The sequence below is a fragment of the uncultured Veillonella sp. genome (genome assembly GCF_963543145.1).
Taxonomy (GTDB): Bacteria; Bacillota; Negativicutes; order Veillonellales; family Veillonellaceae; genus Veillonella.
The window spans coordinates 71165-84720 of the sequence record NZ_CAUTZP010000002.1; the positions used below are offsets into that span (position 1 = coordinate 71165).

The following is a 13556-nucleotide window of genomic DNA, read 5'->3' on the forward strand; positions in this document are numbered from 1 at the left end:
ACCTACGATAATTGTTGATCTAACAACGTATGTAGTTGTTGTTGAGAACCATATTGTGCCTTCACATCTCGCACAGCCATTTCTAGTGTTTTCATAGGTAATTGTGTTTCTTGAATGGAAATAATTTGAGGTTCCTTACGAGTGCGAATTAAATTTGCTACCGCATGGGTATTTAGCAAAATATCACGAATAGTAATGAACTTCTTATTCCACCTAAGGAGTCGCTGACATATAACGGCACGTAACACTTGAGATATTTGACTGCGTACCTCTTCTTGTTGCTCTCCAGGGAATAGTGAAATCATGCGATGTACAGCCATAACAGCACGTTGTGTATGCATAGTAGCCATTACAAGATGCCCCGTCTCTGCTGCATGAAGTGCAGCTTCCAATGTTTCTCGATCTCGAAGTTCGCCTACCATAATGACATCTGGATCCTCCCGCAAGGCATCTCGAATGCCGTCAGACATAGACTTAATATCAGCCCCTAATTGCCTTTGATGAATTAAAGATCTTTTAGGTTTAAATTCAAACTCGATAGGGTCTTCTAACGTTATGATATGGCGCTCCATTGTTTGATTAATGTGGTCGATACAACAAGCCAACGTAAAGCTTTTACCACTGCCTGTAGGACCACAAACGAGCAACAAGCCATCATGGGATTCACATAATTTTTGCAACAATTGTCCTTCACTAGTATCATCTAGTTTTAGCTGTTGATGACTTAGTAGTCGCAATGTACCACATATGGTTTGATTAGCCCGATATAGATGGACGCGAATGCGCATACCACAACAAGAACAGGCTTCATCAAGCGATTGCCATTCATAAGAGGCTATACCACAGCGCCGTAAAATATCTTCGATTAATGCAGTAGTACACGTAAACGAAGTGGCTTTTAATCCGTCACCATACCTCAAATAGATAGGCTCACCACATTGTAGATGGATATCTGTTGATGATAATTGTATGGCTTGTTCTACAATGGTTTCTAAACTTTCATTCTTACAACATGAGTCCACAACGATGCACCTCCTCAATAGATGTAACATGCTGAGAAACGGCCTCACGAGCAGATTCCTCTAATGAAAGTAATACATGTGTTTCTAATTGCTCCCAGTTGGGCGTATTAGTAGGTATTTCTAAATATTCAAATAGAGCGGTCCGCCCGTGGTACGCTTTGCCGTCAAACTTTCGTACTAACCTTTGTGCAATTGCCCCCATTAAGGTAGCCCGTATTAAATAGGGTTCTACGCCCATATCCATAAGTCGCGTCACAACTCCCATCGCCGTATTGGTATGAATAGTCGATAATACGCGATGTCCCGTTAAAGCGGCTTTAACTGCAAGCTCTGCAGTCTCCTTATCTCTGATTTCACCAATCATAATCGTATCGGGATCTTGCCGTAATACAGATCTAAGACCTTTTGCAAAGGTAAATCCAATCTTCTCATTGATGCCAATTTGGATGGCTCCTTTTATTTCAGCTTCTACAGGATCTTCGAGACATATGAGCTTTGTTTCTTCTAAATTTAACATACGCAGCATAGCATATAGAGTAGCCGTCTTACCACTGCCTGTAGGCCCACAGATGAGCAGTAAGCCATAAGGTCGTTTAAGGAGTTCCTCAATATGCTCGAAAATATCTGTACGCATACCTAATGCTTTAAGGTCTTTATGACTGCCCTCATTTCCCATAAGGCGACAGACTAAAGTTTCTCCGTATAAACTGGGTAAAGTAGATACACGCATAGTTATGGCTTTATCTTTATGACTCCAAGCCCAACGGCCGTCTTGAGGCAATCTTTTCTCACTAATATCGAGTGAACTACAAACCTTGATGCGATTAATAATAAGTTCCGCATCTTCATTAGATACGGTCATGTAATTTTGTAACAGTCCATCTTGTCGTAGTCGAACATGCACACCACTTTTAAGAGGATCAAAGTGAATGTCACTCACATGATGTTCTAAGGCATACAAAATAATATCGTCTAATGTCACATCTACATACATGGTCACCTCCAATACCTTGCGGTATGTTTTTACCTCACACTAGCGTATGGCGTTATAGGTTTCGACATCATTCCCAAAATCCCTTTTTTATTTTTAAAAATCCACGAAGCGAAAACTTTTATATTTTGAAACATACAAAAAAGGCGCCCCGAAGGGCGCCCTTATTTGACTATCAGATATAATGTATCTTATTTTAAGTTGTAGAATACATCGTTACCTTTATATTGAGCTGTTTCGTATAACATTTCTTCAATGCGAAGCAATTGGTTGTATTTTGCTACACGTTCAGAGCGTGCTGGTGCACCAGTCTTAATTTGACCGGCATTTACAGCTACAGCGATGTCAGCGATGAATGTATCTTCAGTTTCGCCAGAGCGGTGAGATACTACGCAAGTATAACCAGCACGTTTAGCAAGTTCCATAGCATCGAATGCTTCTGTCAAAGTACCGATTTGGTTAACTTTTACAAGAATAGAGTTACCTACACCAAGCTCAATACCACGAGCCAAACGTTTTGTATTAGTTACGAATAAATCATCACCAACGAGTTGAACGCGATCACCAAGACGATCTGTTAATAATTTCCAGCCTTCCCAATCTTCTTCAGCAAGACCATCTTCGATGGATACGATTGGGTATTTACCTACTAAGTATTCGTAGAACTCTACCATTTCAGCAGCTGTTTTAACTTTGCCTTCACCAGCTAGATTGTATTTGCCATCTTCATAAAATTCAGAAGATGCAGAATCAAGAGCTAATTTAAAGTCTTTACCAGGTTCATAACCAGCTGCTTTAATAGCTTCGCAGATTACTTCCAATGCCTCTTCGTTGGATGCCAAGTTAGGAGCAAAACCACCTTCGTCGCCTACTGCAGTGCTAAGGCCTTTGTTATGAAGTACGGATTTCAATGTATGATATACTTCTGCACAACTACGAAGAGCTTCTGCAAAGGATGTAGCACCTACAGGCATGATCATGAATTCTTGAATATCTACGTTGTTGTCTGCATGTGCGCCACCGTTCAAAATATTCATCATAGGAACAGGTAATTCTTTAGCGTTGAAACCGCCAAGATATGCGAATAATGGCAAGTCCAAAGATTCAGCAGCTGCACGAGCTACAGCCATAGATACGCCTAGAATTGCATTAGCGCCAAGGTTAGATTTATTATCTGTGCCATCTAATTTCAACATCAAGTTATCAATGGCTACTTGTTCAGTTGCATCATAACCGATAAGTGCAGGACCAATTTTAGCATTTACATTATCGATCGCTGTTAATACACCTTTACCGGAGTAACGAGATTTATCACCATCCCGTAATTCTACAGCTTCAAATTTACCTGTGGAAGCACCAGATGGGACCGCTGCTGTTGCAATAGTGCCATCTTCTAAACATACTTCAACTTCAACAGTTGGGTTACCACGGGAATCTAAAATTTCTCTTGCAATGACTTGTTCAATTACTGCCATTTTTTCACCTCATAAAAACTAATAGATTGGTTGTCTTTTGACAGCCCTTATATGTTGAGCTATATCATATAGTTATAACTCAGATTAACTACCAATATAGTAAAAGCTCTATATTATGCTTTATTTACTAAACTATGTCCTGTCATAGCACTTGGTTGTTCTATGCCAGCTAAGTCTAATAATGTAGGAGCGATATCACATAATTTACCAGCTTCCAATGTAGCTGATTTCAATGTATCACTCATTAAAATTAAAGGAACCAAGTTTGTAGTATGAGCAGTATGTACCTTACCAGTTTCATGGTTTACCATAACCTCTGCATTACCATGATCCGCTGTAATCAACAGATGTCCATGTTTACTGCGAATAGCCTCTACGATACGACCTAAACAAGTATCAACTGCTTGAACTGCTTTAACAGCTGCTTCAAAGTTACCTGTATGACCGACCATATCTGGATTTGCAAAATTCAAGATAATCATATCATACGTTTCATCTTGAATGGCCTGCACTACCTTATCCGTTACTTCATAAGCACTCATTTCCGGTTGCAAATCATAGGTTGCCACTTGCGGAGATTTCACAAGTATGCGATCCTCACCTTCAAATGGTTCTTCTTTACCACCATTAAAGAAATAAGTAACATGGGCGTATTTCTCTGTTTCAGCAATACGTAATTGACGATAGCCACCTACACTTAACACTTCACCTAGTGTTTCAGATAAGATGTCCTTTTCGTACACAATATGAACTGGTAAACCATCTTCATATTTGGTCATGGTCGCCATGTATAGAGATAAAGGTTCACGTTTAAAACCATCAAATTCTGGCAATACTAATGCTTTTGTAAGTTCTCGACCACGGTCTGGGCGGAAATTACAGAAGATAACGGCATCTCCATCTTTGATAGTGCCTTCAGCATCAATTACGGTAGGAAGAACAAACTCATCGGCCGCATCTTTGTCGTAGGACTGTTGCACTGCTTCACAAGCTGATGCGGCCCTTTCGCCTTGACCATTTACAATCGCTTTGTAAGCAAGTTCAACACGGTCCCAACGATTATCGCGATCCATTGCATAGTAACGACCGCTCACTGTGGCAATCTTGCCACAGTTTAGCTCTGCCATATATGCTTCTAAGTCCTTTAAATAGCCTTGTGCACATTGAGGAGCTACGTCACGACCATCAAGCAAGGCATGTACATAAACGTGCTCAATACCATGATCATGAGCCCCTTTAATGACTGCCTTAATGTGATCTAAGGAGCAATGTACATTGCCATCTGAAACTAGACCGATAAGATGTAAGCTTTGTTTTTTAGCAACTTCGTATAGTTCCTTCATGACAGGGCGGTTATAAAACTCACCAGATTCAACATCTTTAGTAATACGAGTTAAATCTTGATACACGATACGCCCAGAGCCAAGGTTTAAATGGCCGACTTCAGAGTTCCCCATTTGACCTTCTGGCAGGCCTACCGCAAGCCCTGATGCTTCTAATTTTGTATGTGGATACATATCCCATAATTGATTAAAACAGTGCGGCTTCGCCTGTACTACAGCATTGGTTGTATCTGATTGATCCCCCATGCCAAAGCCATCTAAGATGACTAGCATTACGGGAGCCTCTAATTTAGCCATTTTTAACCTCATATTAAGCGCTTACTTGATTCGCTGCTTTAATAATATCAATAAATTCATCAACCACTAAAGATGCACCACCTACGAGAGCACCATCAATATTTGGTTCCCCTAGAATTTCTAATGCATTTTCCGATTTAACGCTACCGCCATACTGGATACGTATAGCATCGGCAACTTCATCATCATATAAAGAGCGAATGTAATCGCGAATAGCCTTACATACCTCTTCAGCTTGATCTGCAGTTGCAGTTTTACCCGTACCGATAGCCCAAATTGGTTCGTACGCAATAATGAGCTGACTAACATGCTCTTTAGGAATATCCTGTAAAGCCCCTTTAAGTTGAGCCGTAATCCAATCAAGAGTATGACCCGCTTCACGTTGCTCTAAACTTTCACCAACACAGACAATAGGGCTCAAATTATGATGGAATGCACTTTTAATTTTCGCATTCACCGTCTCATCTGTTTCGCCATAATATTCACGGCGTTCAGAATGACCGATAATAACATAATTGACGCCTATCTCTGTAAGCATAAGTGGTGAAATTTCACCAGTGAACGCACCAGCATCATGATAATCCATAGTTTGTGCGCCTACCTCAATGGCTGTGCTACGCGTCAGCGCTACAGCACGCTCAATAGCTGTGAAAGGCGGGCAAACAACTACATCACAGGATAATTCCATATCTTGTAACACGCTGTTAAACGCTTCGATCAGAATTGATCCAGACGCAATGGTGCCATTCATTTTCCAATTTCCTGCAATAATAGGTTTTCTCATATTATGCCTCAGACAATGCAGCAATACCTGGTAGGATTTTGCCTTCTAAGAATTCTAAAGATGCGCCACCACCTGTGGAGATATGGCTAATTTTATCTGCTAAGCCACTCTTTTCAATGGCTGCCACAGAGTCGCCACCGCCAACGATAGTCATCGCATCTGACTCAGCTACAGCTTTCGCTACTGCATTTGTACCAGCTGCAAAGTTTTCCATTTCAAATACGCCCATAGGACCATTCCAAATAATAGTCTTCATTGGCGCCAATGCCTCTACATAGAGTTCCCGTGTTTTAGGACCAATATCTAGAACCATCCAGCCGTCTTCAATTTGATCAACGTCAACGATTTTAGTATTAGCATCGTTGCTGAAAGCATCTGCTACTACAGCATCGATAGGTGTTAACAGTTTAGCACCTGCTACGCGCGCTTCCATAACAAGGTCTGTAGCAATAGCTTCTTGACCTTCTTCAAATAAAGAGCTGCCAATATTGCAGCCTTGTGCTTTAATGAACGCATTAGCCATGCCACCACCGATGATCATTACATCAACTTTAGGCAAAAGGTTAGAAATCACAGAAATTTTATCTGTTACCTTTGCACCGCCAATGATTGCGGCCATAGGTTTTTTAGGATGTACAACAGCTGCACTCAATGCATCAATTTCTTTTTTGAGCAAGAATCCTGCAGCCATAGGGATGTAATCAGCAATACCTACTACGGATGCTGCATTACGATGAGATACACCGAACGCATCATTGATGGCTACGTCCGCAAGAGATGCCAATTGTTTAGCAAACTCAGGATCGTTTTTAGTTTCTTCATTGTGATAACGCAAGTTTTCAAGCATCAATATATCGCCAGATTGCAATGCTTTTACAGCCTCTTCAACTTTAGGGCCAATGCAGTCATCTACAAATTTTACAGGCTTGTTGATAAGCGCAGATAAATGTTTAGCACATGGGGCCAAAGACATTTCAGGTTTCCGTTCCCCTTTTGGACGACCAAAGTGAGAAGCAAGGATAACCTTTGCACCTTGTTCTACTAAATAGTTAATAGTAGGTAAAGCACTACGAATACGAGTGTCATCAGTGATGACACCGTCTTTCATAGGTACATTAAAATCAACACGAACAAATACTGTTTTATTAGCTACTTGTAAACCTTCGATTGTTTGTTTCATCAAAGCCTCCCGATTATAAGCCTTTGCTTGCTACGAATGCTGCCATGTCGATAAGACGCTCGGAGTAACCCCATTCATTGTCATACCAAGAAACGATTTTAACCATGTTGCCGTCCATAACCATTGTTAAGTCAGCATCAACAATAGAGCTGCGAGGGTCGGAACCGAAGTCACAAGATACCAATGGCACATCAGATACGCCAAGAATACCTTTTAATTCGCCAGCTGCTGCTTTACGGAATGCTTCGTTGATTTCTTCTTTAGTAGCTGGTTTTTCAAGTTCGCAAACAAGGTCAGTTGCAGATACGTCTGGAGTTGGAACGCGCAATGCAAAACCATCAAGTTTACCTTTTAATTGAGGCAATACTTTAGCAACAGCTTTCGCTGCACCAGTTGTTGTAGGAATGATGGACATTGCAGCTGCACGAGCACGGCGAGGGTCTTTATGACGTGCATCAAGAATTTTTTGGTCATTCGTATAGGAATGAATAGTTGTCATCATGCCACGTTTAATACCGAATTCATCACACAATACTTTAGCAAATGGAGCCAAGCAGTTTGTTGTGCAAGATGCGTTGGAAATGATGTGGTGTTTCACAGGATCGTACATATCTTGGTTAACGCCCATAACCATTGTTAAGTCTTCATTTTTACCAGGTGCAGAAATCAATACTTTTTTAACTGTAGGTTGATTCAAATGAACCTTAGCTTCTTCTGCATCACGGTATTTACCAGTACATTCCATAACAATTTCAACGCCTTCTTCAGACCAAGGTAATTTAGATGCATCACGGTCATGGAATACACGGATTTTTTTACCATCAACATAAATATTGTTTTCATCAAATGTTACTTCGTTAGGAATTGTACCATGTACGGAATCGTATTTTAACAATAATGCAGTACCTTCATTGTCACCTGTTGCATTAATTGCTACTATTTCTACATCAGGATTATTAATCGCTGCACGCACTACACATTTACCAATACGACCAAAACCGTTAATACCAACTTTTACTGCCATTGTTAAATCCTCCTATAACAAAAATATGTAAACTAAATTTATATAACTAATCATTCGCCTATAAGGCTGAAATTTGTAACAATTGACGCATACCTTCTGCTGCTTGCTCATCAATGATGAGTATACCTTTTTGGCAAGCTCGCATAACACCAATAATGGCGCTCGCTTTTTCTTGTCCACCAGCAACGGCAATGACATTCGGAACTTTTGCAACATCAGGAAGTGATAACCCTATATTATTAGTGGAGTAAATCAACTTACCTTCTATATCACAATATTGACCAAGTGCTTCACCTACTGCATGATTATCTACTAGCTGCTTGCGTACATCATCAGCGATATGGCGCTGATCTGCCATACGCATGGCGGTACCAATACCAAACAACAATACATCGGTCCTACTAATGAGGTCGCCGATTTCCTTGATTTGCGGTTCACAAGTCATGAGCATATGTAATGAATCTTGTGAAAGCCCATCTGGTAAATGAAGCATCTTGTAGGTCCCACGTAGTCGCTCAGCTAACACCGAAGCAATGACGTTAGCTTGGTATTCTACTACTTCACCAACACCACCACGGGCGGGAATCACCGTAGGATTAAATGGTAAAACAGGCATTTCCTCAGCCACCGCTGCCATGGTACTGCCACCACTAATAGCCACAACTGAATCAGGCTCTAATAACTCCTGTAACAGTTTTGCTGCAGCAAAGCCGAGTTTTTTAACCATTAACGTTCCTTCTGTAGGAGTGATGATAACCCTATCGATATGAAGTGCTTCCGTCAATCGATTTTCTAGTTCGTTAATACGATCTAGTTCATTTAAAAAATTTCGTAACTTCGGAACAATTGTATGTCCCTCGTCAGTGAGAAAAATCCCCGGTTTATAAATGTCTACAAGACCATTAGCACGCATTAGCTCAATATGACTTCGTACGGTTCGCTCTGGAAGGTCCGTCGCTGTAGCTAAAGTCCTGCGGCCTATAGGCTCTTCATAAACAAGGTGGTTTAGTATCTTGTATCGTTCCTTTAATACGCTAACGATTTCAGGAACAATACGTTCACATATCATTAGAAACTCGTTCATCGGGTCCCTCCTTTACCCGTTGGGATTATATGAATCGTTTTTCGTCCCATGTGAACAAAATTCATCCCACCTAAAATAAAAAAATACCTTTACATTTGTATTGTATACCCTATGTGAATTTTATTCAACCCTAAATAGCAGAAAACGACATACTTTTGAGGTAAATTAATACTAGTTTTATACCTAAAAGTATGCCGCTTATGTTTATTTTATTTTGTACCGAAGATACGGTCACCAGCATCGCCTAAACCAGGCAAGATGTAACCATGATCATTAAGTTTTTCATCAAGTGCTGCTACGTAAATAGGTACATCAGGATGTTCCTTATTTACTACTTCAACGCCTTCTGGAGCCGCTACGAGGCACATCAATTTGATATGTTGCGCACCTTTTTCTTTCAACAAAGTAATAGCTGCCGCTGCACTACCACCAGTAGCAAGCATAGGATCAGTTACAATGAAATCACGTTCCCCTACATCAGATGGTAATTTGCAGTAGTATTCTACTGGTTTCAAAGTTTCAGGATCACGATATAAACCGATATGACCAACCTTTGCAGTTGGAATCAAGCTAAGCATACCATTTACCATGCCAAGACCAGCACGAAGAATCGGAATGATACCTAATTTTTTACCTGCAATACGTTTTCCAGTCATTTTAGTTAAAGGTGTTTGTACTTCTACATCCTCTAATGGAAGGTTACGAGTGATTTCATAACCCATCAACATAGTAATCTCATCAAGTAACTCTCTAAAATCCTTAGAGCCTGTTTCTGCATCGCGCATCAATGTAACCTTGTGTTGAATCAATGGATGTGTCATAACATTAACTTTCATGACTGTCCTCCTATAAATAATATACATACCCTATTGGTATCCATCTAATATTCATATTTACTCTATCACAGATTTATAAATCATGCCATAAAAATATTAAAAGGGATATGTCAAGGCACATCCCTCTTATATTAACTATAGACCGATAGGGCTATAAATATGTAATGACTATCATTAATGCAATAGGTTAATCCAATAGATTAGTACAATGGATACGCTTCACAAAGTGCAGCAACGCGTTTGCTAGCTTCTTCATGAACGGCTTTATCTTCAGGATTTTTAAGAACTGCTGCAATAATATCCGCAATTTCTTCCATATCTTTCACTTGCAAACCGCGAGTTGTAAGCGCTGGCGTACCAAGACGGATACCACTTGTTACAAATGGGCTAGCTGGATCGAATGGAATTGTGTTTTTATTACATGTAATACCTACTTCATCGAGTAAGTGTTCTGCTTCTTTACCAGTTAAACCAGTGCTACGAACATCTACGAGCATAACGTGAGTATCAGTACCACCGGAAACGATTGTTAAACCTTTATCTTGCAATGCAGCAGCCAATGCTTTAGCATTGTCAATAACTTGTTGCGCATATACTTTGAATTCAGGTTGTAACGCTTCGCCTAAAGCAACAGCTTTAGCAGCGATAACATGCATCAAAGGACCACCTTGGATACCAGGGAAGATTGCTTTATCGATTGCTTTAGCATATTTTTCTTTACAAAGAATCATACCGCCACGAGGACCACGCAATGTTTTATGAGTTGTAGTAGTTACGATATCAGCGTATTCAACTGGATTTGGATGTAAACCTGCTGCTACTAGACCTGCAAAGTGAGCCATATCTACCATGAAGATAGCATCTACTTCGTGAGCCACTTCAGCCATTTTCTTGAAGTCAATTTGACGGCTATACGCACTACCACCAGCGATGATCAATTTAGGTTTTGCTTCCAATACAATTTTACGGAACTCATCATAGTCGATTTGTTGTGTTTCTGCATCTACACCGTAAGGTACTACATTGAAATATGTACCAGATACGTTAACAGGAGAACCATGAGTTAAATGGCCACCATGGGACAAGTTCATACCTACAATAGTGTCACCAGGTTGTAATAATGCAAAGTACACACCAAAGTTTGCTTGGGAGCCAGAATGAGGTTGTACGTTAGCATGTTCAGCGCCAAACAAGCGTTTTGCCCGTTCGATAGCTAATGTTTCGATAACGTCAACATTTTCACAACCGCCATAATAGCGTTTACCAGGATACCCTTCAGCATATTTATTTGTTAATACACTACCTTGAGCTTCCATTACTGCTTGAGAAACGAAGTTTTCAGAAGCAATCATTTCCAATTTGTCACGTTGGCGTGCCAATTCTTGATTGATAACAGCTTGAATATTAGGGTCTTGTTTTTCTAAGAAACTCATGAGTATCCTCCTCGTGCAAAACGAATATATAAATGGTAATGATGTATTATTTCTCTAATGCTTTAATTTTCTCTACACGGCGTGCGTGACGACCACCTTCGAACTCTGTTTCCATAAAGATGGTTACAATATCGTTAGCTAGGCCAGGACCAATAACGCGTTCCCCCATTGTAAGAATATTTGCATCATTATGAAGTCTACTATACTTAGCGGAAAAAGAGTCATGGCAAAGTGCAGCGCGAATACCTTTAATCTTATTAGCGCTAATCCCGATGCCAATACCAGTACCGCAAATCAAAATACCTCTGTCTACTTGACCAGATACGACTGCATTTGCTACAGGTACAGCAATATCAGGATAGTCGCAAGAATCAGCTGTATGACAGCCAAAGTCCTCTACTTCATGTCCCAATGCATTTAACAATTCCTTAACGGATGATTTTAAATGTAATCCGCCATGATCACAACCGATTGCAACTTTCATAATTTCATCTCCTACGCTTTCTGAGGCACTGATGTAAGACCAGCCTCTACTAAGTGATAAATTTGTTCCGCACATTGATTATATACGGTCTGATCAGATCCATATGGGTCCGTAACATCACCATCTTGACCACCCCACTCGGAAATCGTTTTGATTTTACGTTCCTCAAATGGGAATTGGCGAAGTAGTACAGATTTATGATCTTTCGTCATACCAATGATAAGATCTGCTGCATTGACAAGCTCCATCGTCAATGGTCTCGATTCATGATCAGAAATATCTGCAATGGAACGGACGGCTTCCACGGCTTGTTCAGTTGGTTTTGCACCATAAGCGGCAAATAACCCAGCCGATACAGTGGTAACATCCTTATGTTGCTCCGCTGCAAGTACCCGTGTAATACCTTCAGCCATAGGGCTACGGCAAGTGTTACCGGTACACACAAATAAAATATTCATAATAACATCCTTACTTAATCACATTTTGTGATTACTTTATACATTATAGCAAATTCATCCAATATGTAAAGACATTTTTCTATTATCAGTGGACATTTATAATGTTAGAAAATTTAATTATAAATGATATGATGACCAGACGCTTTTTCCATACGATTCATGATAGCAACGCCGAAACCGTCATCATTCACACCTTCTGCTAAGATTAGGGTAACACGATTTTCATTAAAATGTAACAAACTTTTATAAAAGTCATGGCCTAATGCTAGTGCATCACCATGTGCCCCAAAACAATGGCACATAAAACGTGTATCATCTTTGATAAGCTCATAGGTCTCATGACTTACTAAACAGCCGATAGGTCCTTCTATATCTTTTGAAAGTTCTTTAAATGTATTAGCCACAGCTTCTGGAGTACCAACGACAACAGTCATCGGTGCATCAGGAGCATAATGTGTATACTTCATACCAGGAGCCTTAGGTTTGGTTTCAGCATTCACTAATGCCGTATCGTACTCTACGGTAGAAACAACTGTTTCTAGCTGTGATTTTGTAATCCCACCAGGACGCAATATGATAACCTTATCTTCATGAACTTCTACTACAGTAGACTCTACTCCGATTGTACAAGGACCAGCATCTAAAATATAAGAAATACGACCATTCATATCATTATATACATCTTGAGCCGTAGTTGGACTTGGGCGGCCTGAAATATTAGCACTTGGCGCTGCTATAGGTATACCTGCACGCTGTAACAACACGCGACATCCATCATGATCAGGACAGCGAAGCGCTACACGAGGCAATCCACCTGTTGCACGGTCTGGCACTAAATCAGACTTAGGTAGTGTAATCGTTAAAGGTCCTGGCCAAAAAGTATCCATTAATAGTTGCGCTGTCTTTGAAACCTCTGTTACCAAAGGTTTTATACTTTCACTATTAGGAACATGTAAAATCAATGGATTATCTGATGGACGGCCTTTGGCAGCATAGATTTTATCCATTGCCTCTGGATCTAGACCATTGGCACCCAAACCGTATACAGTTTCTGTCGGTATAGATACCAACTCACCATTACGCAAAGCATGGGCTAACATATCTATATCTTTTTCTGATGGATTTGTAATAATTTTAGTATCCAT

Annotated in this window: 13 protein-coding genes; all 13 read right to left on the bottom strand. The window is 40.2% G+C overall.

The genetic code is table 11. The features are described 5' to 3' along the window. Window positions 1-2: 2 nt before the first annotated feature. The 13 genes from RWZ05_RS01995 to RWZ05_RS02055 all read right to left on the bottom strand — a co-directional run bounded on the left by RWZ05_RS01995 (window position 3) and on the right by RWZ05_RS02055 (window position 13556). Window positions 3-1022 (bottom strand): ATPase, T2SS/T4P/T4SS family, encoded by a 1020-nt coding sequence (locus RWZ05_RS01995; RefSeq protein WP_314641597.1) that lies wholly within the window; start codon window positions 1020-1022, stop codon window positions 3-5. Then, entirely contained in the window at window positions 1006-2016 is a 1011-nt protein-coding gene (locus RWZ05_RS02000; protein WP_314641598.1) for a GspE/PulE family protein, read from the bottom strand. Before RWZ05_RS02000 ends, RWZ05_RS01995 begins: the two co-directional genes overlap by 17 nt. 188 nt (window positions 2017-2204) lie before the next feature. Further along, window positions 2205-3488 carry a phosphopyruvate hydratase gene (gene eno / locus RWZ05_RS02005; protein WP_314641600.1) on the bottom strand — a complete coding sequence of 428 codons (1284 nt, stop codon included), beginning with the start codon at window positions 3486-3488 and terminating at the stop codon, window positions 2205-2207. A gap of 113 nt (window positions 3489-3601) precedes the next feature. After that, window positions 3602-5128 carry a 2,3-bisphosphoglycerate-independent phosphoglycerate mutase gene (gene gpmI, locus RWZ05_RS02010; RefSeq protein ID WP_314641602.1) on the bottom strand — a complete coding sequence of 509 codons (1527 nt, stop codon included), beginning with the start codon at window positions 5126-5128 and terminating at the stop codon, window positions 3602-3604. A gap of 13 nt (window positions 5129-5141) precedes the next feature. Then, a complete protein-coding gene (gene tpiA, locus RWZ05_RS02015) occupies window positions 5142-5912 on the bottom strand; it encodes a triose-phosphate isomerase (protein WP_314641604.1) in 771 nt (256 codons plus the stop codon). Window position 5913: 1 nt separating this feature from the next. Continuing rightward, window positions 5914-7092 carry a phosphoglycerate kinase gene (locus RWZ05_RS02020; protein WP_314641606.1) on the bottom strand — a complete coding sequence of 393 codons (1179 nt, stop codon included), beginning with the start codon at window positions 7090-7092 and terminating at the stop codon, window positions 5914-5916. A gap of 13 nt (window positions 7093-7105) precedes the next feature. Beyond that, window positions 7106-8116 carry a type I glyceraldehyde-3-phosphate dehydrogenase gene (gap, locus tag RWZ05_RS02025; protein WP_314641608.1) on the bottom strand — a complete coding sequence of 337 codons (1011 nt, stop codon included), beginning with the start codon at window positions 8114-8116 and terminating at the stop codon, window positions 7106-7108. Between the two features lie 58 nt (window positions 8117-8174). Next, window positions 8175-9200 (bottom strand): sugar-binding domain-containing protein, encoded by a 1026-nt coding sequence (locus RWZ05_RS02030; protein WP_314641610.1) that lies wholly within the window; start codon window positions 9198-9200, stop codon window positions 8175-8177. 209 nt (window positions 9201-9409) lie between these two features. Then, the gene (gene upp / locus RWZ05_RS02035) at window positions 9410-10036 is read right to left on the bottom strand and encodes a uracil phosphoribosyltransferase (RefSeq protein WP_314641612.1); all 627 of its coding nucleotides are present in this window, start codon (window positions 10034-10036) and stop codon (window positions 9410-9412) included. A gap of 200 nt (window positions 10037-10236) precedes the next feature. Beyond that, window positions 10237-11469 carry a serine hydroxymethyltransferase gene (glyA, locus tag RWZ05_RS02040; RefSeq protein ID WP_314641613.1) on the bottom strand — a complete coding sequence of 411 codons (1233 nt, stop codon included), beginning with the start codon at window positions 11467-11469 and terminating at the stop codon, window positions 10237-10239. Between the two features lie 46 nt (window positions 11470-11515). After that, entirely contained in the window at window positions 11516-11953 is a 438-nt protein-coding gene (gene rpiB, locus RWZ05_RS02045; RefSeq protein ID WP_314641614.1) for a ribose 5-phosphate isomerase B, read from the bottom strand. An 11-nt stretch (window positions 11954-11964) separates the two neighbouring features. After that, window positions 11965-12411 (bottom strand): low molecular weight protein arginine phosphatase, encoded by a 447-nt coding sequence (locus RWZ05_RS02050; RefSeq protein WP_314641615.1) that lies wholly within the window; start codon window positions 12409-12411, stop codon window positions 11965-11967. A gap of 113 nt (window positions 12412-12524) precedes the next feature. After that, window positions 12525-13556 carry an L-threonylcarbamoyladenylate synthase gene (locus tag RWZ05_RS02055; RefSeq protein ID WP_314641616.1) on the bottom strand — a complete coding sequence of 344 codons (1032 nt, stop codon included), beginning with the start codon at window positions 13554-13556 and terminating at the stop codon, window positions 12525-12527.

Bases quoted from the DNA above. Each gene is read 5' to 3' on its own strand.
- RWZ05_RS02050 (WP_314641615.1), bottom strand. From the start codon at position 12,411: ATGAATATTTTATTTGTGTGTACCGGTAACACTTGCCGTAGCCCTATG.
- tpiA (WP_314641604.1), bottom strand. From the start codon at position 5,912: ATGAGAAAACCTATTATTGCAGGAAATTGGAAAATGAATGGCACCATT.
- RWZ05_RS02020 (WP_314641606.1), bottom strand. From the start codon at position 7,092: ATGAAACAAACAATCGAAGGTTTACAAGTAGCTAATAAAACAGTATTT.
- upp (WP_314641612.1), bottom strand. From the start codon at position 10,036: ATGAAAGTTAATGTTATGACACATCCATTGATTCAACACAAGGTTACA.
- eno (WP_314641600.1), bottom strand. From the start codon at position 3,488: ATGGCAGTAATTGAACAAGTCATTGCAAGAGAAATTTTAGATTCCCGT.
- RWZ05_RS02030 (WP_314641610.1), bottom strand. From the start codon at position 9,200: ATGAACGAGTTTCTAATGATATGTGAACGTATTGTTCCTGAAATCGTT.
- gpmI (WP_314641602.1), bottom strand. From the start codon at position 5,128: ATGGCTAAATTAGAGGCTCCCGTAATGCTAGTCATCTTAGATGGCTTT.
- gap (WP_314641608.1), bottom strand. From the start codon at position 8,116: ATGGCAGTAAAAGTTGGTATTAACGGTTTTGGTCGTATTGGTAAATGT.
- glyA (WP_314641613.1), bottom strand. From the start codon at position 11,469: ATGAGTTTCTTAGAAAAACAAGACCCTAATATTCAAGCTGTTATCAAT.
- rpiB (WP_314641614.1), bottom strand. From the start codon at position 11,953: ATGAAAGTTGCAATCGGTTGTGATCATGGCGGATTACATTTAAAATCA.
- RWZ05_RS02000 (WP_314641598.1), bottom strand. From the start codon at position 2,016: ATGTATGTAGATGTGACATTAGACGATATTATTTTGTATGCCTTAGAA.
- RWZ05_RS02055 (WP_314641616.1), bottom strand. From the start codon at position 13,556: ATGGATACTAAAATTATTACAAATCCATCAGAAAAAGATATAGATATG.